The organism is Enterococcus faecium (genome assembly GCF_029023785.1).
Taxonomy (GTDB): domain Bacteria; phylum Bacillota; class Bacilli; order Lactobacillales; family Enterococcaceae; genus Enterococcus_B; species Enterococcus_B faecium.
The window spans coordinates 1,399,755-1,424,076 of sequence record NZ_CP118955.1; the positions used below are offsets into that span (position 1 = coordinate 1,399,755).

The 24,322-nt window shown below is 38.5% G+C and carries 19 protein-coding genes and 1 other annotated feature; of the genes, 4 read left to right on the forward strand and 15 right to left on the reverse strand.

Going from position 1 to position 24,322, the window contains the following annotated elements:
* The first annotated feature begins 138 nt into the window (after positions 1–138).
* A complete protein-coding gene (locus PYW34_RS06795) occupies positions 139–900 on the forward strand; it encodes a peptidylprolyl isomerase (protein ID WP_002295798.1) in 762 nt (253 codons plus the stop codon).
* A gap of 114 nt (positions 901–1,014) precedes the next feature.
* Here the strand turns inward: PYW34_RS06795 and fabZ are convergent, their stop codons facing one another.
* Positions 1,015–1,455, reverse strand: a complete 441-nt coding sequence (fabZ, locus tag PYW34_RS06800; RefSeq protein ID WP_002295797.1) for a 3-hydroxyacyl-ACP dehydratase FabZ — start codon at positions 1,453–1,455, stop codon at positions 1,015–1,017.
* Positions 1,456–1,674: 219 nt separating this feature from the next.
* Between fabZ and fabI the strand changes: the two genes are divergently transcribed.
* Positions 1,675–2,430: an enoyl-ACP reductase FabI gene (gene fabI / locus PYW34_RS06805; RefSeq protein ID WP_002295795.1), complete on the forward strand. Its 756-nt coding sequence runs from the start codon at positions 1,675–1,677 to the stop codon at positions 2,428–2,430.
* A gap of 109 nt (positions 2,431–2,539) precedes the next feature.
* Here the strand turns inward: fabI and PYW34_RS06810 are convergent, their stop codons facing one another.
* Positions 2,540–3,592, reverse strand: coding sequence for a branched-chain amino acid aminotransferase (locus PYW34_RS06810; protein WP_002321517.1), 1,053 nt, complete (start codon positions 3,590–3,592; stop codon positions 2,540–2,542).
* A gap of 125 nt (positions 3,593–3,717) precedes the next feature.
* On the opposite strand from PYW34_RS06810, the gene PYW34_RS06815 reads away from it, so the two are divergent.
* Positions 3,718–4,638, forward strand: a complete 921-nt coding sequence (locus PYW34_RS06815) for a mechanosensitive ion channel family protein (RefSeq protein WP_002295791.1) — start codon at positions 3,718–3,720, stop codon at positions 4,636–4,638.
* 279 nt (positions 4,639–4,917) lie between these two features.
* On the opposite strand, the gene cbpB is transcribed toward PYW34_RS06815, so the two are convergent.
* The 8 genes from cbpB to PYW34_RS06855 form a co-directional block, all read right to left on the reverse strand.
* Positions 4,918–5,418, reverse strand: a complete 501-nt coding sequence (gene cbpB / locus PYW34_RS06820; RefSeq protein ID WP_002295789.1) for a cyclic-di-AMP-binding protein CbpB — start codon at positions 5,416–5,418, stop codon at positions 4,918–4,920.
* A 106-nt stretch (positions 5,419–5,524) separates the two neighbouring features.
* The gene (locus tag PYW34_RS06825; RefSeq protein ID WP_002288030.1) at positions 5,525–6,043 is read right to left on the reverse strand and encodes a metallophosphoesterase; all 519 of its coding nucleotides are present in this window, start codon (positions 6,041–6,043) and stop codon (positions 5,525–5,527) included.
* Positions 6,044–7,399, reverse strand: a complete 1,356-nt coding sequence (rph, locus tag PYW34_RS06830; RefSeq protein WP_002330196.1) for a ribonuclease PH — start codon at positions 7,397–7,399, stop codon at positions 6,044–6,046.
* A 2-nt stretch (positions 7,400–7,401) separates the two neighbouring features.
* Positions 7,402–8,223: a glutamate racemase gene (gene racE / locus PYW34_RS06835; RefSeq protein WP_002317207.1), complete on the reverse strand. Its 822-nt coding sequence runs from the start codon at positions 8,221–8,223 to the stop codon at positions 7,402–7,404.
* 161 nt (positions 8,224–8,384) lie between these two features.
* Positions 8,385–9,041, reverse strand: a complete 657-nt coding sequence (locus PYW34_RS06840; RefSeq protein WP_002295785.1) for an amino acid ABC transporter permease — start codon at positions 9,039–9,041, stop codon at positions 8,385–8,387.
* Between the two features lie 15 nt (positions 9,042–9,056).
* Positions 9,057–9,704, reverse strand: a complete 648-nt coding sequence (locus PYW34_RS06845) for an amino acid ABC transporter permease (RefSeq protein WP_002288038.1) — start codon at positions 9,702–9,704, stop codon at positions 9,057–9,059.
* 12 nt (positions 9,705–9,716) lie between these two features.
* The gene (locus PYW34_RS06850) at positions 9,717–10,532 is read right to left on the reverse strand and encodes a transporter substrate-binding domain-containing protein (RefSeq protein ID WP_002288041.1); all 816 of its coding nucleotides are present in this window, start codon (positions 10,530–10,532) and stop codon (positions 9,717–9,719) included.
* Positions 10,533–10,545: 13 nt separating this feature from the next.
* Positions 10,546–11,283, reverse strand: coding sequence for an amino acid ABC transporter ATP-binding protein (locus PYW34_RS06855; RefSeq protein WP_002288042.1), 738 nt, complete (start codon positions 11,281–11,283; stop codon positions 10,546–10,548).
* A gap of 253 nt (positions 11,284–11,536) precedes the next feature.
* Between PYW34_RS06855 and trpS the strand changes: the two genes are divergently transcribed.
* Entirely contained in the window at positions 11,537–12,547 is a 1,011-nt protein-coding gene (trpS, locus tag PYW34_RS06860) for a tryptophan--tRNA ligase (protein ID WP_002334534.1), read from the forward strand.
* A gap of 169 nt (positions 12,548–12,716) precedes the next feature.
* Here the strand turns inward: trpS and pheT are convergent, their stop codons facing one another.
* The 5 genes from pheT to PYW34_RS06885 form a co-directional block, all read right to left on the reverse strand.
* Positions 12,717–15,137 (reverse strand): phenylalanine--tRNA ligase subunit beta, encoded by a 2,421-nt coding sequence (gene pheT / locus PYW34_RS06865; protein WP_002288046.1) that lies wholly within the window; start codon positions 15,135–15,137, stop codon positions 12,717–12,719.
* Between the two features lie 4 nt (positions 15,138–15,141).
* On the reverse strand, positions 15,142–16,185 hold the full coding sequence (gene pheS / locus PYW34_RS06870) for a phenylalanine--tRNA ligase subunit alpha (protein WP_002295783.1): 1,044 nt from the start codon (positions 16,183–16,185) through the stop codon (positions 15,142–15,144).
* 53 nt (positions 16,186–16,238) lie between these two features.
* Positions 16,239–16,450: a binding site (T-box leader), on the reverse strand.
* Between the two features lie 43 nt (positions 16,451–16,493).
* Positions 16,494–16,835 carry a winged helix-turn-helix transcriptional regulator gene (locus PYW34_RS06875; protein ID WP_002295781.1) on the reverse strand — a complete coding sequence of 114 codons (342 nt, stop codon included), beginning with the start codon at positions 16,833–16,835 and terminating at the stop codon, positions 16,494–16,496.
* A gap of 68 nt (positions 16,836–16,903) precedes the next feature.
* The gene (addA, locus tag PYW34_RS06880) at positions 16,904–20,626 is read right to left on the reverse strand and encodes a helicase-exonuclease AddAB subunit AddA (RefSeq protein WP_002295779.1); all 3,723 of its coding nucleotides are present in this window, start codon (positions 20,624–20,626) and stop codon (positions 16,904–16,906) included.
* On the reverse strand, positions 20,623–24,150 hold the full coding sequence (locus tag PYW34_RS06885) for a PD-(D/E)XK nuclease family protein (RefSeq protein ID WP_002288051.1): 3,528 nt from the start codon (positions 24,148–24,150) through the stop codon (positions 20,623–20,625). The genes addA and PYW34_RS06885 overlap by 4 nt, the downstream gene beginning before the upstream one ends.
* Positions 24,151–24,322: the final 172 nt, after the last annotated feature.

The window sequence follows — 24,322 nt, forward strand, 5'->3', positions numbered from 1 at the left end:
GCAAACACAAAGTAAATGGTCTACACCTTTTCTTTTTCTTTTAAAATAAATGATAAATTCCAATAATTTAAGTAGGTATTTTCCCTCTATTTTGTTATCATTAAAGATAACAAAATAGTAAATTGGAAAGGAACAGTTATGAAGAAAAATAAAGTTATTTTAAGTATTAGTTTAGCAGCAGCATTGCTGTTTGCTGCTGGTTGTTCTGCAAACAACACGACTTCTTCTAGTTCGTCTACAGAAAGTTCAAAAAGTACATCTACTGCGGAAAGCACGACTGCCAGTAGCGTCGATTTGAACGCATTGGAATTACCACAATTGACGAAAGATGTCGCCGAAAATGAAGATCTGGTCGAAATGGTGACGAATAAAGGCACAATCAAAATCAAATTATTTCCCGAATACGCACCAAAAGCGGTTGAAAACTTTATGACACATGCAAAAGACGGTTACTACAACGGACTGACTTTCCATCGCGTCATCAAAGATTTCATGATCCAAGGTGGCGATCCTAAAGGCGATGGCACTGGAGGGGAAAGCATTTGGGGAGAAGGATTTGAAACAGAGATCAACAACCACCTTTATAATATAAGAGGTGCGTTATCTATGGCTCGCTCACAAGATCCTAACAGTAACGGCAGCCAGTTCTTTATCGTTCAAAATACAGATGATATGCATGATGGTCTTTTAAAAGACGACTATCCTCAAGCAATCATCGACGCTTATAAAAACGGCGGTTATCCTTCACTAGATGGCCATTATACTGTCTTCGGCCAAGTGATTGAAGGAATGGATGTCGTGGATGCTATTGCAAATATCGAAACAGATAGTTCAGACAAACCAAAAGAAGAAGTAAAAATCGATAAAATCAATATACTGCAAGAAGCAAAACAAAAATAAAAAAATAACGTCTGAATCCTGCATAGATGACAACGTATGCTAGGATTCAGGCGTCTTCTTTTTACATAAAAAGCAAGTAAGCTTCCTTTTGTTTTGCTATATCAGGTTTTATAGTCAAGCATTTTGGTTGACGATGAACGTGAACTCGCACTCACAGACTTTTTTATCATCTACATATGCTGCAGATAACGCTGTACCGACTGATCCCTTCATTTTGGTGATTTCAAAATGACATTTCAGCACATCTCCTGGAACAACTTTTTGACGGAATTTGGCCTTATTGATCCCACCGATATAAGCTCTTTTTCCTAGAAACTCTTCTGATTTTAGGATAAGTATCGAACCTGCTTGTGCCAGTGTTTCTAGAATCAACGCACCCGGCATCACTGGATTGTCAGGAAAGTGACCTTGGAAAAAATCTTCATTGATTGTTACATTTTTTGTCGCAACGATCTTTTTTCCTGGTTCTAAAGTATCTACATAATCAATATAACAAATAGGATAACGATTAGGAATCAATTCCATTACTTCAGTAGCAGATAATACGTAAGACATAATTAAACTCCTTCTTTCAGGCAATTGCCATTTTCATTACTTTGACTATCAAAGTATCATATTCCTAAATATTTAGCAATCTTTTTTTAATTTAAGAAAAAATAGTTTGACAATCAAAACATTTTGACTAATAATTAAGAAATCAAGAAGTTATTTTAGCTATTATTCTCTATTTTTTTACGACTATCAAATTTTTATCAGAAACAAAGGAGAGTCATTATGTCATTTCTAGAAGGAAAAAAAATCGTCATTATGGGCGTCGCTAACAAAAAAAGCATTGCTTGGGGTTGTGCTGAAGCAATGTTGAAACAAGGGGCAGAAATTATCTATACTTACCAAAATGAACGAATGAAAAAATCATTAGTCAAATTGGTCGGCGAAGAAGCATTCACTGTAGAATGTGATGTTTCTAGCGACGAAAGCATCGAAAAAGCAATGAATGCCATCGGTGAATATGCTGGGGAGATCCACGGCCTTGTCCATGCAGTTGCTTACGCCAACAAAGAAGAATTGTCCGGAAATGTGTCTGATATTTCCAGAGACGGCTATCAATTAGCTCAAGATATCAGCAGCTACTCTTTAATTGCTGTATCAAAATACGCACAACCGTTTCTTGCACCAAACAGCGGGATCGTTAGCATGACTTATCTAGGTTCAGAACGCGCAATCCCGAATTATAACATGATGGGTATTGCGAAAGCTTCTCTTGAAGCTGCTATCCGTTATTTGGCAGCTGAGTTCTCGCCTAAAGGAATTCGGGTCAATGGAATCTCAGCTGGGGCAATCAAAACATTAGCTGTCACAGGTGTTAAAGACTATCAAAAACTGATCCAGTTATCTGAATCTCGTACGCCTGATCAGCAAGGTGTGACGATCGAAGAAGTCGGTAATGCTTGTGCTTTCTTAATCAGCCCACTTTCCAGCGGAATCATCGGTGATATTATCTACGTTGACAAAGGTGTCCATCTTTCATAAACTTTTGTTGCATTCTTTAAAGTAAAACATATAAAAATCAGGAAAAAACTTTTTAAAGTCTCTTCCTGATTTTTTCTTTTTACGTTTTTTTCAACTCATTACTTTGAAATTATTCCACGACTTCAATCCAGCCTTCTGGTGCTTCTATGTCTCCAAATTGAATACCTGTCAATTCATCATACAACCGTTTTGTTACTGGTCCTACTTCCGTTTCACTATAAAATACATGAAGATTGTTATTGTGATAAATCCCACCGATTGGAGAAATAACAGCCGCTGTACCACATGCACCAGCTTCTGCAAATTGATCTAGATCATCAATGAAAATATCTCCTTCAATTGCTTGCAGTCCTAGTCGTTCTTCAGCTAACTGCAACAAGGAATATTTCGTGATACTTGGTAAGATAGAGGGCGATTGCGGAGTGATGAATTTTCCGTCTTTTGTAATTCCAAAGAAATTTGCTGCACCTACTTCTTCGATTTTCGTATGTGTGGCTGGATCAAGATAAACACAATCTGAGTAATCCAGTTCTTTTGCTTCTGTTCCTGGAAGTAAACTCGCTGCGTAATTTCCGCCGACTTTTGCTGCACCAGTCCCCTTAGGAGCAGCACGATCGTAATCAGATACAATAAAATTCGTTGGTTTTAGTCCACCTTTGAAATACGCTCCTACTGGCGTACAGAAGACGACAAATAAATATTCTGGAGCTGGATGGACACCAATGTTTTCACCGACCCCAATCAGTAAAGGGCGCAAGTATAATGTAGCGCCTGTTCCATAGGGCGGCACAAAATCTTCATTTGCTTTTACCACTTGCTTGACAGCATCAACGAACATCTTTTCAGGGACCATTGGCATCAGCAATCGTCTAGCACTTTGATTCATCCGTCGACTATTTTGTTCAGGTCGAAAGAGATTGACCTTGCCGTCTTTTCGACGATAAGCTTTTAGACCTTCAAAACATTGCTGACCATAATGAAGCGCTGGAGAGCCTTCATGAATCGTCAGGTAATTATCTTCTGTCAATTCTCCTTCTTCCCATTGTCCGTCTTTCCATTTGGCAATAAAACGCCAAGGAGTTTTGATATAAGAAAAACCTAGATTGTTCCAATCGATTTGCATATACTTACCACCTTCGTTATTTTCTCCACATTTTATCATTATCCATATTATTTGTCATTTTATTTTCAGCTTTTTTCCTTCATTATAGTTATTTTTGCTATTTCCTTTTTTGAAAACTTCTTGGTACAATACAGAAAGAATCAAATTTTAGAAAAGAGGATTTTATGTTTTCATTATTAGCAACTGCCGGTACGACAGACTCTTCTGGCGAGACATTGACAGATCAAGCTGTCAGCAAAGTAAATGCGTTTCAGCGGTTTTGGGACGGGATTGATTGGGACGCCATTTTGGCTGCCTTTATCCAAAAAAGTTTATATCTGATTTTTTTGATCGTCCTTTTTTGGATTCTTCACCGTGTGGGAAAATATCTGATTGATAAGTCTTTTAATCAGTATTCTAAAAAAGCCATTCTAAACGAGAGCCGCTTAAAGACTTTACATAGTCTTTTAAATACTATTTTTCATTATACCCTTGGTTTCTTTTTTATCTATGCAATTTTATCTGCTATCGGTGTGCCGATCGGATCACTTTTGGCTGGTGCCGGAATTGCAGGTGTGGCAATCGGTCTTGGTGCCCAAGGGTTCATGAGTGATGTTATTACCGGATTTTTTATTATCATGGAACAACAGATGGATGTTGGGGACTACATCAAGCTAGCAAACTTAACGATTGAAGGAACCGTCGTATCTGTTGGTATCCGTACCCTTCAGCTGAAAGCAACGGATGGTACTGTCCATTTCATCCCGAATCGAAACATCACCACGATCAGCAATCTCTCTCGTGCAAATATGCAAGTACTTTTAGATATTCGGATTGTTCCTGAAGAAGGATATGACAAAATCTATGAGATCATTGATCGAGTAAATCGTACATTAGCTGAAAAATACCAAGAAGAGCTCCAAACTGAACCTTCTATCTTTGGATTAGTGGATCTTGGAAACAGCAATTTTGCGATTCGTACGGTCTGCTACGCATTGAACGGAAAACAATATGCCTTAAAAGAAGAGTTCTTGAGCTCCTATGTCAAAGAATTGACAGCTTCTGGTTTCACGATTCCGAACAGTCCAATTGCTGTCGGAAAATAATTTGGACAAACGATGCAACGAATCTCACTAAAAAGAGCGTGGGACAAAAGTAAAGAACACTTTTGTCCCACGCTCTAAACACGTATAAACGGCGGAAGCAGAAGCAACTCCTTCGGAAATAAGCTGAAATTCACAAAAATTTGAAAAGCAATTTTCGTGAATTCCTTCTTATTTCTTGGAGTTAAACGCTTTTGTCCCAGCCTCTTTTTCAAGATAAAGTCAAAACTGGTACGCTGTTTTTTCTACTTATTTTTTGATTATCTTTTAGTTTCTCGTTCTTTAGCTCACGATATCGATTTGTTCTTTTAATTCTTCGATTTTCGGAGACAATATATTACGACGTTCTAATTCATGCACCATGAAGTTTACGGCTTTAAGCAGCTCTTTTCTTGTAATGATTCCTTTGAAAATCCGATCTTCTGTGACAACCGGTAAAAAAGGCGAATCGACTAACAAATGGAGTACTTCTTCTAGTTCCCAATTTTCATCAATTGTCGGAACATCTGTTTCTGTCACATCAGCAACCGTTAGTCCTTCTAACGGGTCCATGCTGATTGTTTGCAAGTCAATCATTTTATTGACCACATCTGATAAACTTACTAGTCCTACAAAGTGATCATCTTTTCCTAATACAGGAATTTTGGAATAACCGACCTTCGATAACACAAGTAAACCATGGGACAATGGATGATGATACATAACATTTGCCACATTTTCTGCAGGAATCAAAAACGTTTCCTGATTTTCCAGCAGCATTTCTCTTACTATAGGTCCAATCATCTGATGGCCTCCATTTCTATTTCATTCAACACTACTATTTTACCGAAACCGGATGCAAAATTCATAAAATAAAGCTTATTTTTATTAAAAATTAGAGTTTTTTTATTCAGCGCTCTCTCGAAAAAGAAAAGGCCAACTCTTCAACTGCCTGATGGGCACGGTTATAGTATTGAACAGAAATTTGGTCATCTAAACTTTCGATAAGAGCATATGATGGGATTTGGATCGGGCCTCTAGGCTGAGAAATGCTACCAGGATTCAAAAACAGGATTTTCTGATCCATCTCACAGCCTATTTGATGGGTATGACCAAAAAACACCATATCGGCAGTTGCAGCTCGAGCTTCGATTGCTAACTGTGTCAAACCAAATCGGACATTCGATAAATGACCGTGAGTCATGAATACTGTATCCTGACCAGTTTGGATCACTTTTTTCTGTTCGAATCCTGGTCCATAATCACAATTACCTTGAACCACTTGGAATGTATCCCATAATGGGTCAGAAGCTTCTAATTCCGAATCACCACAATGGAAAAAGATATCCACTTCAGAACGATAACGATCTACTAAGTCAACGAGGATATCTCTGTCTCCATGATTATCACTTACTACTAAATACCGCATCTATCTCTCTCCTTCCAGCCATTGTTTCCACTCGGCACTCAATTTTTTCATTGCTTGAGCCCGATGACTGATCTTGTTTTTTTCTTCGCTCGATAATTCTGCTGCTGTTTGTTTCTTACCTTCTGGGATAAATAAAGGATCATACCCAAAGCCATTTTCGCCAGATGGTATACGGGCTACTCGACCGGGCCATTCCGCTTCTACTACAAGGCTGTCTTTTTTGGGTGCCGCGAATACTAACGTACAATGGAATTGTGCTGTTCTTTTTTCATCCGGCACATCTGTCAATTCATATAATAATTTGGCGTTATTCCCCGCATCACTTTTTTGTTCCCCTGCAAAACGTGCAGAATAGATTCCTGGCATACCGCCTAAAGCATCCACTTTCAAACCTGAATCATCTGCTAAGACTGGCTGATCAAGCAATTGTGCAATCGTTTCTGCTTTTAATCGGGCATTTTCTTCAAATGTGCTGCCAGTTTCTTCCACATCTGGCAATTCAGGATAGTCAAGTAATGTTTTTACATGATATCCCGCTTCTTTGAACATATTTCGAAACTCTTCTGCTTTTCCTGGATTTCTTGTCGCAATGATGATTGTTTTTGTTTCTTCTATCCGCTCATCATTTTGAGCAAACTCTGTTAGCAAAGCATGTTTTTGCTCTTTGATCAAATCTTCAATCGCGTTTTTTCCAAAAAAGAGCATTTCATTCAACTGTTCACCATCAAACGTTGCTTCTTCTCCAGTTCCTTGAATCTCCACGAATTTTCCAGATTCTGTCATTACAAGATTCATGTCTACAAGTGCTGCGGAATCTTCTTGGTAATCCAAATCTGTGACGCAAGTCCCATCTGGTAAGATTCCTACGCTAACTGCAGCAAGATGTTCTTTGATTGGATCTTCTGACAATTCTTTTTCTCTTAAAAGTTTTTCAATGGCTAATTTCAATGCCACGAATGCCCCAGTGATACTTGCTGTTCTAGTACCGCCATCCGCTTGGATCACATCGCAGTCTACGATGATACTACGTTCTCCTATTTTTTCCAAGTCTACTACTGCACGCAAGGAACGACCAATAAGACGCTGGATTTCCATTGTTCTACCAGAAAGTTTTCCTTTGCTGCTTTCTCTACGATTTCTCGTACTCGTTGCTCGAGGCAGCATACTATATTCTGCTGTCACCCACCCTGTTCCTGTTTCTCTCAAAAAGGGAGGTACAGAATCTTCTATTGTTGCAGAACAAATAACTGTTGTATCACCAAAACGGATCACTACCGATCCTTCTGGATATTTGAAAACATTTGTTTGAAGCTCCAGTTTGCGAAGCTCTTGGGCTTTTCTCCCGTCATGACGCATCCTTATTTTCCTCCCAATTCGATATGTTCTACATTTAAGTGTCCGATTCCAAGCCAGTCTTCAGCTATTTCCTCGAAAAGTTTGGCAGAGCCAGTTGTATAAAACTGGCATAATGTCCGACCATTTTGCGGTGAATTGCTCAGATTGAAATAATCTAACAGCATAGATACTTCACCTACTGTTTCTGCTCCAGAATCGATCAGTTGAACATTTTCTCCCATTACATTTTGAATGATGGGGCGTAATAATGGATAATGGGTGCATCCCAAAATCAATGTATCGATTTTTTTAGTGGTTAAAGGAGCTAATGTTTCTGCCACAATTTTTTTCGCCACCGATGAATGGTATTCATTACTTTCGACAACTGAAACAAATTTTGGACAAGCAAGACTTGTCACAGTCAATTCTGGTACTTTCTCTTTCAGTGCTTTTTCATAAGCTTGACTTTTTACCGTACCAATCGTACCGATAATGCCAACTTGTTTATTTTGTGTTTTTTTTACTGCCGCTCTAGTACCGGGAAGGATCACACCGATGACTGGAATAGAAAGAGCAGCTTTGATTTCTTCTAAAGCCACCGCAGTTGCGGTATTGCAGGCGATCACCAGCATCTTGATTCCTTGCTCCACCAGATAATCCGTCATTTCCCAAGTATACTGTATTACCTGTTCCGCGGGTCTAGGGCCATATGGGCAGCGTGCTGTGTCTCCTACAAATAAAATATTTTCATTCGGTAATTGTTTCAGGGCTTCTTTTACTACAGTCAAGCCGCCGACACCTGAATCAATAAATCCGATAGGGCGATTATCTGTCAATCGTATCATCCTTTTTTTCAATAAATTCTATCCTCCCTATTGTGTACTTTTTAGCGTGAATTTTCAAGTGCTCTTACTTGCTTAAAACAATCGAAATCTCTTTTTTTCGAATGGAAAGAGGAAAAGCGGTTGTGACTTTAGTTTGCCACAACCGCTAAAAGAATCATCTATTAATAACTGTACCGTCTCTTTTCCAAGTAACCGGAAAGCAGAGAAAGCGCGTAACATACCACGAAGTACATAAGTGTCATGATGATGAACATCGGAAGCACATAATTGGTGTTCTGTCCATAAATAATACGTGCCTGATGAGAAAGTTCAGGTAAAGAAATGATTACTGCTAATGAAGTATCTTTGATCAGTGAAATCAATTGGCTCACAATTGCCGGGATCATTGATTTAAATGCTTGCGGTAACACGATCGTTCGCATCGTTTCTACATAAGTCAGTCCCGTTGATAATCCTGCTTCCATCTGTCCTTTTGGAACAGCATTGAGTCCAGCTCGGAAAATTTCCGACAACATAGCTGACTCAAAAATCGTTAATGCTGCAACAGCGGACCAGAAGATGTTCATCTGAATGCCGATTTGAGGTAAGGCAAAGTAAGTGAAGAAAATGATCAATAATAATGGAAGATTCCGTATAATATCAATCACTACACCAAGGATTTTGGAAAAGAAAGGGATATTCGCAAAACGAATCACACCTGTCAGACCACCGATCAAGAAACTAAAAATGATCGAAAACAATGAAACTTCAACAGTAACCTTTAATCCTTCCAATAAAAAACGGATATTCATCCATGAAAAAGCGCCGCTAAAATCCATGTATTTCCCCTCCTTCTATGAACGAACCGCCCATTTTTTCTCAAGATAAACCATTAAGTAAGATAACGGTAGCGTGATAACTAAGTAAAATAACCCAACGATGATATACGTATCGAAGGTATTGAATGTTTCACTGGCGATCAAGTCTCCTTGATACATCAAATCTAAACCAGCTACGATTGCTAAAATAGATGAATTTTTTACGAGGTTGATAAATTGGTTGCCTAATGGCGGAATAACGATTTTGAATGCTTGCGGTAAAACAATATAACGCATGATTTCTGAATAGGTAAAACCAGAAGATAGTCCTGCTTCTGTTTGACCTTTTGGTACGGTTTGAATCCCTGAACGTACTGTTTCAGCAATAAAAGCAGATGTATAGATCGTTAATCCAATCGTACCTGCTTGGAATCCATCTAGATTAAACCAATAAATCGGTACGACAACATAAAAAAACATCACGATGATTAATAATGGAATGTTTCTAAAAAATTCTACATATGCCTTTGCTAAGGCGCTCACTACTTTATTCTTTGATAATTGGAAGATTGCCATTAACGTTCCGATAATCAAACTAAACACAAGTGCTAAGACACTCGAAAACAATGTGATCTTGAACCCGTCGACAAAGATTGGTCCATAAGTCTGTATCAATTCGCTCATTGCCTCTCCCCCTTACTCTACTTTTCCTTCAGTTTCATTTGGAAACCATTTTTGATAGATTTTATCGTATGTGCCATCTGCATGCATTTCCTCTAGCGCTTGATTAACAGCTTTCAAGAAGTTTTCTTGCCCTTTGTTGATCGCAATCCCGTAAGGCTCATTAGTAAATGTTCCACCAACTAACTCATACTCTGGATTTTCATCTGCAATCCCTAACAAAATCGCATTATCCGTAGTCATCGCGTCTCCCTGACCAGATTGTAAAGCAGTAAATGCTTCTGCATAGTTTTCTAATTCTAAAATTTTTGCATCTGGTGCATGCTGTCGGATATTCGCAGCCGATGTAGAACCTTTGACTGCTAGAACCGTTGTAGAAGCATTCAAATCATCTACACTTTTGATTTGGCTTCCTTTCTTTACCAACAAAGCTTGGCCAGCATCGAAATAGACATCTGAAAAGTCGACCTGTTTTTTTCGTTCATCTGTGATCGTCATCGTTGCAATAATTGCATCGATATTTCCGTTTTTCAATAATGGAATCCGAGTTTTAGAAGTGACTTCAACAAATTCTGTTTTTCCATTGTCACCAAGGATCTTTTTAGTGATTGCTTTTGCAATATCTACATCAAATCCTTGTACAGTTCTGCTCTCAATATCCATCATTCCAAATAATCGAGTATCATACTTGACACCCCAGATGATTTCATTGGTAGATTTGCTTCGCTCTAAAATATCTTCATTTGCCAACCCATTTCCTTTACATCCGGCTAGTGCAAGAAAAGCAATGCCTAAAAGGAAAATCAGGCGTATTTTTTTTAACCTGCGCATCTTTTTCCTCCTATCAATGATTGATAACTTTACTGATAAATTGCTGTGCTCGGACTTCATTTGGATTTTCGAAAAAGTCTCTCACATTTCTGCTGTCTTCCAATACTTCTCCATCAGCCATGAAGATAACACGATCCGCCACTTCTTTGGCAAAGCCCATTTCATGTGTCACGACAATCATTGACATACCGTCATGAGCCAATTTTTTCATAACGTCTAATACATCACCAATCATTTCCGGATCCAAAGCAGAAGTAGGTTCATCAAACAGCAGCATCTCAGGATTCATCGCTAAACCTCTGGCGATTGCCACCCGTTGCTGTTGTCCCCCGGATAACATGGAAGGATAAGAATCTTTCTTATCTAACATATTGACAGTTTTCAGAAATTTCTCAGCGTTTTTGACTGCAGTTGCCTGGTCTTGCTTTAACACTTTGATTGGTGCTAATGTAATATTTTCCAGAACGGTTTTATTAGGATACAAATTGAAATGCTGGAAAACCATGCCGATATTCTTTCGGACTTCTGTCAACTTTGTCTTTTTATCATGCAAGTCAGTATCATTAATTAGTAGCTTGCCTGAAGAAATCGTCTCTAATCCATTGATACAGCGAAGCATCGTGCTCTTTCCTGAACCAGAAGGACCAATGACAACGACAACTTCTCCTTTCTCGAATTCGAGATTGATATTTTTTAATGCGTGGAACTTGCCATAATATTTATCCACGTGATCAAATTTAATCATTGCCATAGAATTACACTCCCATTATTATTTAGTAAGATTTCTTTTAAAGATGTATAATAAAATACATTATATCTGATAGTTTAGTAATTTGTAAAGTTTCTTAGAACGTTTATTCTCCCATAAATATTTCTTCCATTTCTAATCTATTAGTTATTTTATCCTCTTTCCTTGTTTTTTCATTAGGAACTGTTGTTTCTTTTCAGGAAAAACGGTAAGATATTAAGTGCTCAGACTTACAAATCGTAAAGAGGTGTCTTTTTTGAAAAATATTATTTTAACGGGAGATCGACCAACTGGGAAGCTGCATTTAGGGCATTACGTCGGTTCTCTAAAAACCCGAGTGGCTATGCAGGCAGATGAAGACAACCAACTGTTTGTCATGATTGCTGACATGCAAGCACTGACAGATAATGCTAAAAATCCTGAGAAGGTTTCATCAAATGTCTTGCAAGTTGCTTTAGACTATTTAGCCGTGGGATTAGATCCTGCAAAATCTACTTTATTTATCCAATCACAAATTCCGGAATTAGCTGAATTAACCATGTATTATTTGAACTTAGTCAGCGTAGGACGCGTTCGGCGCAATCCGACTGTCAAAACAGAAATCGAACAAAAAAAATTCGGTGAAAGCGTGCCTACAGGATTCTTTATCTATCCTGTTTCTCAAGCAGCAGATATCACTGCATTCAAAGCGAATCTTGTACCTGTTGGCGAGGATCAAAAACCAATGCTAGAGCAGACACAGGAAATCGTACAAAGCTTCAATCATACATATGGTGAAGTCTTGGTAGAACCAAAAGGCGTATTCCCACCAAAAGGAATGGGTAGATTACCTGGAATAGATGGAAATGGCAAAATGAGTAAATCGTTAGGAAACGGTATTTATATCTCCGATCCTGCCGATGTCTTACAGAAAAAAGTCATGAGTATGTATACTGATCCAAACCACATCCATGTACAAGATCCTGGACAAGTAGAAGGGAATATGGTCTTCACCTACTTGGATGTATTCGGAACAGATAAAGAAGCAATTGAAGAAATGAAAGCTCATTACTGCCGCGGCGGACTTGGTGATGTAAAGATCAAACGATACCTCATTGATGTATTGGAAGCTGAATTTGCACCGATCCGTGCGCGCCGAGAAGAATTGGAAAAAGATCCTTCAGCTGTTATGGAAATCTTACGTAAAGGTAGTGAAGAAGCTGCTAAAGTAGCTGCACAAACACTTTCTGAAGTAAAATCAGCAATGGGAATCAATTACTTCCATTAATTCATTTACTCTAAAAAAACAGGCTGTAAAGGCCTGTTTTTTTATCTCGTCTCTGTGCTATTCCTTTTTTAAAATCAAAAAAAGAGATGTGACGAAGTTGTGTCACATCTCTTTTTCAAATATATGGTCTTCAAAAGCTACTTGATCGTTACTTACTATATTTTCCCTCTTAGCGAATACTTGCCTCTAGGTTTTCTACCAACGCTTTTTCGACTTTTTCCATTCCTTTATTGATTTCTTCATCTGTCAATGTTGCTTCTGGGTTGACGAATGTCAGGCTATACGCCATGGATTTATGTCCTTTTTCAATGTTTTCTCCTTGATAGACATCAAATAATTGGATATCTGTTAAAAATCTTCCGGCAGCAGAACGGATAACTTCTGTTAATTCCTGATTTGTCACAGTTTCTTTTACAAGCAAAGCGATGTCCCGGCTGACTGCTGGGAATTTTGTCACTGCTTCGAAAACGATCCCTTTTTGAGCAGCTTCCACTACAGCAGATAAATCAAACTCAGCAACATATGTTTCTGGAATATCATAACTTTTTGCAATCGTTGGATGCACTTGACCGACAAAACCAATAAATTTTTCGCCAAGGTAAATCGCAGCAGTTCTTCCAGGATGCATTTCCTTCATTTCTGTCACTGTTTGATAATGGACATCTTCAGTGATGCCTAGTTGTTCAAATAAGTTTTCTAAAAGACCCTTGATGGTGAAAAAGTCTACATTTTGAGCTTTCGTCTGCCAATCTTTTTCTTCCCAAATACCAGAAACAGCGATTGCTGCATGTTTTACTTCTTGCGGCAGATGTGTGCACGGATCATTTTCTTGGAAGAATACCCGCCCAATTTCATATAAAGCAATCTCTGTATTTTTTCGAGCAGTGTTATAACTGATATCATCTAATAGTCCGCTGATCAAATTCATTCGCAATACAGAACGCTCTTCACTCATTGGCCAGTCCAAACGTGTAATATTACTTTCATTTATAACAAACTGTCTTGATTTTTCTTCTGTTGTCAATGCATAACTGATTGCTTCGCTCAATCCGCTTCCTTCAAAGATTGTACGAATTTTACGAGTAGTTTCTTGTTCTTTTGACAAGCTTCCAGCAACCGTTTCTCCACTTGGAAGTGTAGATGGCAACTGGTCGTATCCATAAATACGAGCAACTTCTTCGATAATATCTGCTTCGATTTGGATATCCCAGCGTCTTGGTGGTACTACTACGGAATAAACATGCTCCTTTTCTTCATAGCTAAATCCAAGTGCTTCAAAAATCTCATTTACTTCTTTAACGACAAGAGATGTTCCTAAATATTGATTGATGCGTTCAAGTGAAATCTTCACTGATACGTCTTCTGCTTTGATCTCTGAGCCTTTGACCGCGCCTTGTAGAACTTCCCCACCCGCAAGAGAAACGATCATTGCTGCAGCAACCTCACTGGCTTCTCCAACAGTCGCATGGTTGATTCCTTTTTCAAAACGTGCAGAGGATTCACTACGCAAATTAAATTGTTTTGCTGTACGACGAATCGAAATTGGATCAAATAAAGCAGATTCTAGTGCAACTGTTGTTGTTTCATTCGTGATCTCTGAGTCTAACCCTCCCATGACACCAGCTAAAGCAACTGGTTCTTTGCCGTTAGTAATGACGAGATTGTCAGTTGTCAATTCCCGAGATTCTCCATCTAGTGTTACTAATGTTTCATTTTCTTTTGCACGGCGGACAAAGATCTCTTTTGATTTCAACTTGTCGTAGTCAAATGCATGTAGTGGTTGTCCGAATAAAAGCAAAATATAGTTCGTCACATCTACTACATTGTTGATTGGACGAATGCCTTCGTTCATCAAAAGATTTTGCAGCCATTGAGGACTTGGCTGGATTCTTACTCCTTCAATGATTCTGATTTGATAAGCAGGAACTGCTTCTTTATCTTCAACTTCCACTTGAATTTTATCGCTAGCAGGACGTGAGGATTCTACCAGCTTTTCGTCATCGAATGTAGGAGTCTGACGATAAATTGCCCCAACTTCATAAGCTACGCCACGCATTGACAATGCATCCGCACGATTCGGTGTGATAGATAATTCAATAATCGAATCATCCATATCCAAATAAGGAAAAACTGGATCGCCATTTACAGCTTCTTGTGGCATATAATAGATACCTTCAGCGTATTCTTTCGGTATAACACTATCTGAATAGCCAATTTCTTGTAATGAGCAAATCATGCCATTTGATACTTGGCCACGCATTTTTCCTTTTTTGATTTTTACATTACCAGCGATACGTGAGTTAGGAAGTGCAACAATCACTTTGATTCCAACCTTCACATTAGGCGCTCCACAAACGATTTGAGACAGTTCGTCTTCGCCAATATCGACTTGACAAATAGAAAGGTGATCAGAATCTGGATGTGGTACGCATTCCTTGACTTCACCGACAACGATTTTTTTCAAGCCTTCTTCTGGAACCGTTACTCCCTCTACTTCGATTCCTGTCACAGACATCTTATCCGCTAATTCTTTTGGTGTTACATTCGATAAATCTACATAACGATTGAGCCATTTATATGAAACTAACATTTTCTTACTCCCCCTTGAACTGACTTAAGAAACGTAAGTCATTTTGATAGAAATTACGGATATCATTCACTCCATACCGCAACATAGCTACGCGGTCTGGTCCAAGGCCGAAAGCAAAGCCTGAATATTCTTCTGGATCGATTCCTGACATCTTCAACACATTCGGGTGTACCATGCCAGCTCCTAAAATTTCGATCCATCCAGTGTATTTACATACGTTACAACCGGCACCACCACATTTGAAACAGCTGACATCTACTTCTACTGATGGTTCCGTAAATGGGAAATAACTTGGACGCAAACGAATTTCACGATCTTCCCCAAACATTTTTTTCATTACGACTTCTAATGTTCCTTTAAGGTCGCCCATTGTGATGTTTTTATCAACAACTAGCCCTTCAATTTGATGGAACTGATGACTGTGGGTCGCATCATCTGTATCTCTGCGGAAGACTTTCCCTGGCGAGATCATTCGTAGAGCACCCTTAGAGAAATCATGTTTTTCCATTGTCCGTGCTTGGACTGGTGAAGTATGTGTCCGAATCAATATCTCGTCTGAAATATAGAAAGTATCTTGCATGTCCCTTGCTGGATGATCTTTTGGCAGATTCATCCGTTCGAAATTGTAATGATCAGATTCTACTTCATATCCTTCTACGATCTGATAGCCCATACCCACAAAAATATCTTCAATTTCTTCCATGATTTGTGTCACGATATGACGTGTACCATGTTTTACTTTTCTACCAGGTAGTGTCACGTCTATTGTTTCTTTTGCCAAAGCTGCATTTAACGCTTCTTCTTCTAATACTTGTTTTTTTCGCTCGATCTCTTCTGTCAAAAGATCTCGGATCTCATTTGCGAAACTTCCGACTTTTGGTCGCTCTTCTGGACTTAGATCTTTCATCCCACGTAATACTTCTGTGATCGGTCCTTTTTTTCCTAACGTTTCAACACGTATTTGATTTAATTCATTTAAATCTTGTGCCGCTGTGATTTTGACGAGCGTTGCTTCTTTCAAGCTCTCTAATTGTGCTTGTAGAGACATGTGCTTGTTCCTCCTTTAAATTCCAAATACAAAACAAAAAGACCTCATTCCTGTTAAGGAACGAGGTCTTCGCGTTACCATCCTAATTTGCGGATAAATGACTTACACCGCACTCTTACTTCGTTAACGACAATTGCCGGTCTGATTTTATCAGACGAACTCGGAAAGTGAACTTCATTTTTCAAACACAGGATCTGCTTTCAGTCTGCGACAGATCTCCCTGAACTGGTTTAGCCAAACTACTCTTTTTCGTCATCGTTCTTTACTTATTCGTATGGACTATAGTTTACAAGATTTTTTTTACAAAATCAACCGCATTCTTCCTCTGTGACCCATTTTTCGCTCCAAACTTGTATTTGACGCATCGCTTTTTGCAAGTCTGCTCCTTTTTCAGTCAAGAGATATTCTGAACGGCTCTTTTCGCTACAGGCAAAGTTTCGAGTGACTATTCCTTCTTTTTCTAATTCCTTCAAGCGTTCGACTAATACTCGATCACTGACCATCGGGATTTTTGCCGCAAGCTCAACAAAGCGTTGCGGACCGTTTTCGAGTAGTACATCGATAATCAATCCGTTCCATTTTTTTCCTAAAATAGAGAATGTTTTTTCAAATTTAGGGCATAAAACGAATTCTGTCTGTGTTAGCTCCATCATACTCACCTCTTCCCAGAGTATAGCATAATCCTTACAAAACATAAGTCAAGTTTGCTCAATTATAATTATTTGTTAATGTTTATAATTTGTTTCACTCGAAGCAAAATTAGGAAAACATTTTCTACTGGCTTATTCAAAGCTTCTGACATTGCTTGTTGGTAAAGTCTTAGCTGTCCTTGATATTTTTGGACGATTGCATCTATTTCTGCTGGATCATCCGGATGTAAAATAAAATCTGTTTTAAAATCATAGATATTGAGATGATCTTTTTCTTCTAGGTATCCATCGACGATTCCGTGGATTAATAGTTCATCTTCTTGATTTGGATAGTCTTGAAATACTTCGTCAGCAGGAAGCAGCATGGAAAAAGGTTGTTCTCGTTTTACGTTTTCTTTGTTGGCAATCAGCTGTTGACCAAGTTCTGTTTGAAAGAACCATATAATAGAAGAAACATCTACTTTTTTCGCGACTTTTTCGTCTACTAACCGTTTCCTTACCAATTCCTGTAATTTTTGATGGATACTCTCTGTAGTTGGCATCTCTAATGGCAGTAATTGTAACAAAGCATGCGTAGCAGTTCCAACAGCAGCTGCTGACACTTGCCGATCTTTTTGCAAAAATTTTGGTTCTGCTAGTTGTTCTTGCGTATAACGAAATTGACGGGATGCTGCTTTGTTCTGACTGCTTTCCAGAGTCAAACGTGATTCTTGTGTATCATCTGGATCTTCGAATAATCGTTTGATTTCAGATACAGATTGATAACTTGTGGTTTGTGAAGAAGCTTGATAAGGATATTCATATGCCAGACGTTTTTGTAACGAATCTGCTAATAAAGTTTCATCTTCTTTCATCTGCTGATCTAAGTTAACCAGTTCTTTTTCAGCAAGCAACTGTCTTTGTTCAATGATCGATTGCTGATTCATCCATGAAATAGAAAACTGTGCATTTGAATGTTGAAGAAGAGAAGTCGAAATTTCTTCCTCTAAGTATTTCTGCATTTCAGGATGACGGATCAATCCGTAACCAATCCAATTCATCAAGCTGCTTCTGCCCTTCAAACGTAGCGCAGGATCAAAAACCAACTCCTCATGATCAGCTGCTTCAGACCACGTTTGGATCATTTGCTCTTTATTTTTATAGGAACCGACAATGAAAAGCTTTTGTTCTGCCCGAGTCAATCCTACATACAATTTACGCATTTCTTCCGACAACAATTTGTTTTGCTTTACCAATTTGATGGCTTGAAACGGTAACGTATCATATAACACTCGTGTTTCAGGATCCATATATCGAATTCCTGCTCCAAGTTTTTCTTCAAAAGCATACCGATTGCGCAAGTCTTGTAAGTTGAACTCCTTTGTCATATCTAACAAAAATACAACTGGGAATTCCAAGCCTTTACTTGCATGGATCGTCATAACGCGAACAGCATTATCTTCTATTGAAATGACTGGTTCTGCTAAGTCTTTATCTTTTTCTTGCATTTTTTCAATGAAACGCACGAACTGGTATAATCCTCTGAAAGAACTTTGCTCGTAAGCTTTGGCACGATCAACCAATGCATAAAGATTGGCTTGTCTCTGTGCCCCTGCTGGCAGACCGACCACATACTCTAGATATCCCGTCTCATAATAGATATCCCATAACAAGTCAGTGATCGAAGAACGGCGAGCAAGTTCTCGCCAATGCTCTAGTTGCTTGCCAAAATGTTCCAGCTTAGCTGCTAATTCATCTTCGTTTGATGCTTGATAAGCAAGCACAGCATCATAGTAAGTATGTGCACGGTCAGCTAATCGAATGCTGGCTAATTCTGGTTCAATCAGACCCACGATCGGTGAGCGCAATACAGCCGCAAGCGGAATATCTTGATAGGGATTATCGATTAATTGTAGCAGCGAGATCATCGTGCGAATTTCTGTCGCTTGAAAATAGTTTTGAGCATCATTCATCTCTAATGGAATATCCAATGTTTTGAAAATCTCTAAAATCGTTAAGTTGTTCTTCTTTGTAGGTGTCAAGAGAACAATGTCTTTGTACTCTATCGGACGACTTTTTTTTGATTTTTTATCATAAATCATAAAGGAGGAATCAATTAATTGACGAATTTTTAGTCCTGTCATAAAAAGTTCGCCTTCTGTTTTGTCTTCCAGTATATCATCCGTCGGAATCTCAATCTCTGATTCTTCCTGTTCTTTTTCATAGATCATGATTTCCGGCTCAAACTGTTCATTCTCTGGAAAGTCTGAAAATCCTTGGATCAGTTTGGCTGCTTCGTCATAATTGATTTGACCCACTGCTGGATCCATTAGTTGTTCAAAAATAAGATTCGTAAAAGAAAGGACTTCTTTTCTAGAGCGGAAGTTCTCAGCCAAAACGATTCGACGTCCGCCTTCTTTCTTTGAGAAATTCTCGTATTTCCCGATAAATAAACTAGGATCTGCTAAACGGAAAGAATAGATGGATTGTTTGACATCCCCAACCATGAACATATTTCCTTTTGTATCATCAGGTTCTCTTAGCCAGTATAAAATGGCTTCTTGTAATTGGTTCACGTCTTGATATTCATCTACCATTACTTCTTTGAATTTTTTTCGATAATGTTTTGAAGCTTCACTTGGCAGCCATGCATCTTTCGTTTTTTCTGTGAGAATCTGCAACGCTAAATGTTCCAGATCATTGAAATCCAGCACACCTTTTTCCCGTTTACGCATACTGAAACCGTCCATGAAGCTTTGCGTGACTTTTGTCATTTCTTCGACTAACGGTAGTGCTTTGTCCGTTAATTCTTCCATTTGGCTTGGGGAAACAGGAAAATAACTTTTACTTATCTGCTGAATCAGTTTTTTTGCTTTATCCCTCATGCCCTTGACTTCATTGGAAATTTCTTTCAATTCTGCTTTCCGACTGCTCTTAAAAGTTGAAAAAGTTAGTTGTTCCAAACCAGCATAAGCTTCTTCTAACCGATCTTGCGAGAACGCTTCATAGATATTCTTGATCTGCTGTTGTTCTCCAGCTACTTGCTCATGCATTTTTTCTAATCCTTCACCTTGTGCTAACTGAGTCATCTGTTCATATAATTGTACACATTGGTATATATCTGCCAAAACTAAAGGACGGATTTGTTCTTGATATAATCGAGATTTCGCTAGCCCCTCAGGCAAACGATAATTATCGCTTAACTGTTCTAGCCATTTTTTGGGGTCAGGGTTGGCACGGGCAAACTCATAAAGAGAAAACACCAGATTCGTCAAGCCGTCATCTGAACGATCATTAGAAAAATTCATTGTTAATTGGAAAAATCGTTCATCATTTTCTGCATAAAGTGCTTCTCTCAGCTCATCCCACACATCCTCCTTCATCAAGATCGTTTCTGTTTCATCTGTTAACATACGAAAGACTGGATCAATATCAATTAAGTAATAATAACGTCGAATAACTGTCAGGCAAAAAGCATGTAAGGTTGAGATATTCGCTGTGGGCAATAAAACTAACTGCTTAGTAAAATGCTGTCTACGTACAGGGTCACTTTCGCTATTGACGGCTTCTTGTAATGCCTCTTGAATTCTTTCTTTCATTTCTCTTGCGGCAGCTTCAGTAAATGTCACAATCAATAATTCATCGATATCAAAACCCATTTTTAGTTTTTCAATCACTCTTCGAACAAGCACTGTAGTTTTACCTGATCCGGCAGACGCAGAGACTAATAGATTATCTCCTTGATCAAAAATCGCTTGCCACTGATCATCTGTGAATCGTTCATTTTGCGGTTTTAAAGGAATTTGATTCACTCTTCTTCACTCCTTTTCAATATTCTACGCAGTGCTTCTTCCTTATCTATTTTCTCCAGACGGTGGTAATTATTTTCTTTCAGCATCACATCAAACGTACAGATGCTTCTGAATGGACAAAATTCGCAGGCAATCCGCTGTTTATCTTTATAAGCTGGATTTAGTTTGATTTCTCCGGAAGTAATCGCATCTCCAGCTAACCGCATATTTTCCCGATTATGCGCCATGAATAGTTGCAGTTCTTCTTCCGTGAAAAATTTGTCTTTACTGAAACTACCTTTTTGGTATTCATCTTTCGCATTTTTTTTCACTGGATAGATCAGTGATTGTTCTTTTGCTTCCAGTGAATGATCTAGTACTTCTAAAAGAGCGGGATCATCGACAAAAACGCCATCATAACTAAATTTTTTCAATGTATTCTTCTCTACATCATCTGTCTCCGTCAATACAGGATTATGAACATGTAAATAATATGATCCTGCTGGTTTAACAGCCGCCTTTCCAGTCAAACGTACCGCATCCATCAATGCTACGTCCAGGTACGTCAATAATTGCATAGCCATGCCATAATAAGCTTCTGTGACATCGAATGAACGTCCGCTAGATTTATAATCAACGACGCTTAGCCAAGTATCTTCTTGTTCAGAAGCTACATCGATTCGATCGATTTTCCCTCGAACATGGAGTTTTCCACCATTACTCAACGGTAATTCCAGACCTGTGATACCTTTTGCTCCAGCAATCTGACCAAATAGAATCTCTGTCTGAAGAGGATGCATGCCTGTATTTTTGCTCTGTTTTTGCAAAGCCCATGCCACTTTTTGAATCGTCTGTCCTAACTGGTAGCGGATATAGTTCATTCTTGCAGAACTATCCAATATCTCAAACCGAAGTTCTCCGAATACTTCCTGCAGCACTTTTTCAGTAAAGTCTCTACGCTGCGTATCGGACATATTCACTAAGGATAATTGGTTTGAAAACAGTAGCTTGAAGAAACGATCCAATGATTCATGATAAAAATCACCAGTTGCTGCTGGAGTTAGACCATAAACAGTTCGTTCTTTCAATTTCAAACCAAATTGCATGAAGTATTTGTATTCACAATTATAAAAATTCTCCATACGTGAAATTGAAGTATAAATTTCTTTTCCATAAAGCTCTTCCGCCATTTTTTCTGGCATCGAAACAGGAACATTTAAATGTTCCTGACTTTCAAAAATCTGTAAAGCAAAATTTCGCCATGACGAATTCAGTACTAATTCTTTGAGCTTTTGCCAGTGCTTTGGTACAGGTTTTTTTTCATCTAAAGCTAATCGATAAATCCTATTGACTGTATTGATTCCGCTTCTGTAAGTCCCTACATAACAATTAGGGTCGCTTTCGATCGTCAAATGCTCTTTTCTCTCGACGGGAACAGATAAATATTCTGTGATTCTACGCAAATAAGGAGACATCTTCAGCGAGCCATCTGTGTCATAGCTTTGTGCATAACTAAGATATAATCGATCTGTTCCGGAAAGAAAAACAAGATAGGCTTGGAAAGGCTCAAAAGAGATACTTTCCTTTGATGGGTCGAATAAAAACTGTCCATCTGGCAAGGCCTGATTTAATACTTCTCGTTCTTCACTGGACAACAATCCTTTTGTCTCTTTTCGGTCTGGAAACACTTGATCATTCAACCCTAATGCAAAAGTGACGGCAGCTTGATTTGGTCGAACTAATTCCAAACGATTGATTCGCACTTGGTCGATTGCGGTAGGGATTTTACCATAACTTAGATTTTCTAGACCACTCGTAATGATTTCTTGGAACAGTGACCAGTCAAAAGCCGATTCACCATAAATTACTACATATTCATCCAACAGATCAATCAGCGCTCCCCATGTCTGCTCATGGTTTCTTGCCGCTTCTAAGTTTCCTCTGTCTACTTCCTGATTACGCCAAAACAATAATTGTTGCTGTACGCCACTTTGGATCAAAAATTGATAAAAAACATTTGCGGCCTCTTGTCCTGTTTTGCTTTTCTTTATTTTTTTCAAAAATACTGGTACAGCTTTCTGAAATAATCGTCTAATCGTATTTGACTGTTCTTCCAAATACTGTACGTCTTCAATCTGTTCTGCTTCAAAATCATACGCCACAAACTGCCAGTCTTTTTCACGAGTCCAATAAGTTCCCTGATAATTGTAAGCAAGTGCTACATTTTCAGTGATGTCCAGTTTTTTCCTGAATTCATCTCGCTCTTGTTTCCATTCATCAAGTTCGGTTTCTGCTTCCGTCGACAGAAATAATTCAGTTTTGAAAAAACGCATAATATCACTTAGCCGATAAGAATAGCGGTCAAGAGCGAACAGACTGTTGATCCATTCGATCAGCGGATGATTTTCCATCATTTGTTCTTCATCGATATAAAAAGGAATTGCCATTTCTTGAAAGATCGGCCGAAGGATATTTCCATATAAAGACATATTTTTTGTCAGCACTTGGATATCACGATAACGGTAGTTTTCTTCACTGACTAGTCGCCTGATTTCAACAGCTAATTGTCGGACTTCTTCAGTTGGATTTTCAGCTTCCCACAAATGGAGATGCTCTTGTCCCCCTAATTTGTGTACTGCCGCTTTCTTTTGGCTAGATGTCTCTTCCCACATTGTTTGCAGCAGTTGAAGCTCTGTCGGACGAGTCTGCTCTGGTGCAAATCGGTCCACTAATATAGGGACTTTCCGTTCTCTTGCACTTTGAAAAAGACGGAAATAAAGCTTTCCAGTCTCATGAAAGAGCGTAAGTACTTCTGGAAGATCCGCTGTATAAGGACGATCCAGCAATAAATCGACAACCAATTGCCCCTTTTCCATCATTGCCTGCAGTAATTGATACTCTTGACCATTGATTCGAGAAAAACCACTGACAATAAATTTGACGTTGTTGAAATCTTGTGTCTGCATATAATTTGCTAGTATAGATAGTGCATCTTCATTTGTTAGTGCACGTTGAGTCAATTCGCTGTCATAAGCTGAAAAAATCAGCTTCAAGTCTTTCATTTTAAGTTGCTGGTCTTCTGCATTAGGTGAATCACCAAATAAAAGCATCAGGTCTTCTGGTTGAATATTTCCTGTACGCAATTCACTGTAGAGTTCTTGTAATTGACGAATAAACCCTCTTTTATTGATTTCTCCGCGAAAGATTGTTAATTCTTCCTCATTTTTTTCTAAAATCTGTCGCAAGATCATTGCAGATCCTGATTCTGATAATTCATTTCCTGTAAGAAGAGTTGTCTGTTGCAGCAAATACCAAGCCAGACGATAAAAACTAAATACTTGAACGTTTGTTGTGCTGAAAGCTTTTTTTCCGCTTCTTCTTCGCATCTCCGCTAAAATTTCTTGTTCCTGTTCGAATTTGCTGTAGTTGGGAACAAGGAAAAATACTTGGTTACTTGCATCCTGGTCGAGCCAAGCGGATGCTTCGTCGATCAAGACTTGACGGTGATCTTTTTTCCCGTTTCCAAGAATAAATTGTAAAGACATGCTTTTCCTCCTTCAACACATGATACGGTGCTCCTTTATTATATCAAAAAATACTGAACATTTGTTCTATATTCTTCAAATTATATCCTTTTAAGGTTCTGACATTTCTACTTTTTTAAGTATACGCAAAAAACAGGAACTGCTGCAAATAAGCAATTCCTGTCTTTATGTT

What these genes read in the sequence shown, in the direction of transcription:
- PYW34_RS06795 (WP_002295798.1), top strand. Translation starts at nt 139, where the DNA reads ATGAAGAAAAATAAAGTTATTTTAAGTATTAGTTTAGCAGCAGCATTG.
- fabZ (WP_002295797.1), bottom strand. Translation starts at nt 1,455, where the DNA reads ATGTCTTACGTATTATCTGCTACTGAAGTAATGGAATTGATTCCTAAT.
- fabI (WP_002295795.1), top strand. Translation starts at nt 1,675, where the DNA reads ATGTCATTTCTAGAAGGAAAAAAAATCGTCATTATGGGCGTCGCTAAC.
- PYW34_RS06810 (WP_002321517.1), bottom strand. Translation starts at nt 3,592, where the DNA reads ATGATAAAATGTGGAGAAAATAACGAAGGTGGTAAGTATATGCAAATC.
- PYW34_RS06815 (WP_002295791.1), top strand. Translation starts at nt 3,718, where the DNA reads ATGTTTTCATTATTAGCAACTGCCGGTACGACAGACTCTTCTGGCGAG.
- cbpB (WP_002295789.1), bottom strand. Translation starts at nt 5,418, where the DNA reads ATGATTGGACCTATAGTAAGAGAAATGCTGCTGGAAAATCAGGAAACG.
- PYW34_RS06825 (WP_002288030.1), bottom strand. Translation starts at nt 6,043, where the DNA reads ATGCGGTATTTAGTAGTAAGTGATAATCATGGAGACAGAGATATCCTC.
- rph (WP_002330196.1), bottom strand. Translation starts at nt 7,399, where the DNA reads ATGCGTCATGACGGGAGAAAAGCCCAAGAGCTTCGCAAACTGGAGCTT.
- racE (WP_002317207.1), bottom strand. Translation starts at nt 8,223, where the DNA reads ATGATACGATTGACAGATAATCGCCCTATCGGATTTATTGATTCAGGT.
- PYW34_RS06840 (WP_002295785.1), bottom strand. Translation starts at nt 9,041, where the DNA reads ATGGATTTTAGCGGCGCTTTTTCATGGATGAATATCCGTTTTTTATTG.
- PYW34_RS06845 (WP_002288038.1), bottom strand. Translation starts at nt 9,704, where the DNA reads ATGAGCGAATTGATACAGACTTATGGACCAATCTTTGTCGACGGGTTC.
- PYW34_RS06850 (WP_002288041.1), bottom strand. Translation starts at nt 10,532, where the DNA reads ATGCGCAGGTTAAAAAAAATACGCCTGATTTTCCTTTTAGGCATTGCT.
- PYW34_RS06855 (WP_002288042.1), bottom strand. Translation starts at nt 11,283, where the DNA reads ATGGCAATGATTAAATTTGATCACGTGGATAAATATTATGGCAAGTTC.
- pheT (WP_002288046.1), bottom strand. Translation starts at nt 15,137, where the DNA reads ATGTTAGTTTCATATAAATGGCTCAATCGTTATGTAGATTTATCGAAT.
- pheS (WP_002295783.1), bottom strand. Translation starts at nt 16,185, where the DNA reads ATGTCTCTACAAGCACAATTAGAGAGCTTGAAAGAAGCAACGCTCGTC.
- PYW34_RS06875 (WP_002295781.1), bottom strand. Translation starts at nt 16,835, where the DNA reads ATGGAGCTAACACAGACAGAATTCGTTTTATGCCCTAAATTTGAAAAA.
- PYW34_RS06885 (WP_002288051.1), bottom strand. Translation starts at nt 24,150, where the DNA reads ATGTCTTTACAATTTATTCTTGGAAACGGGAAAAAAGATCACCGTCAA.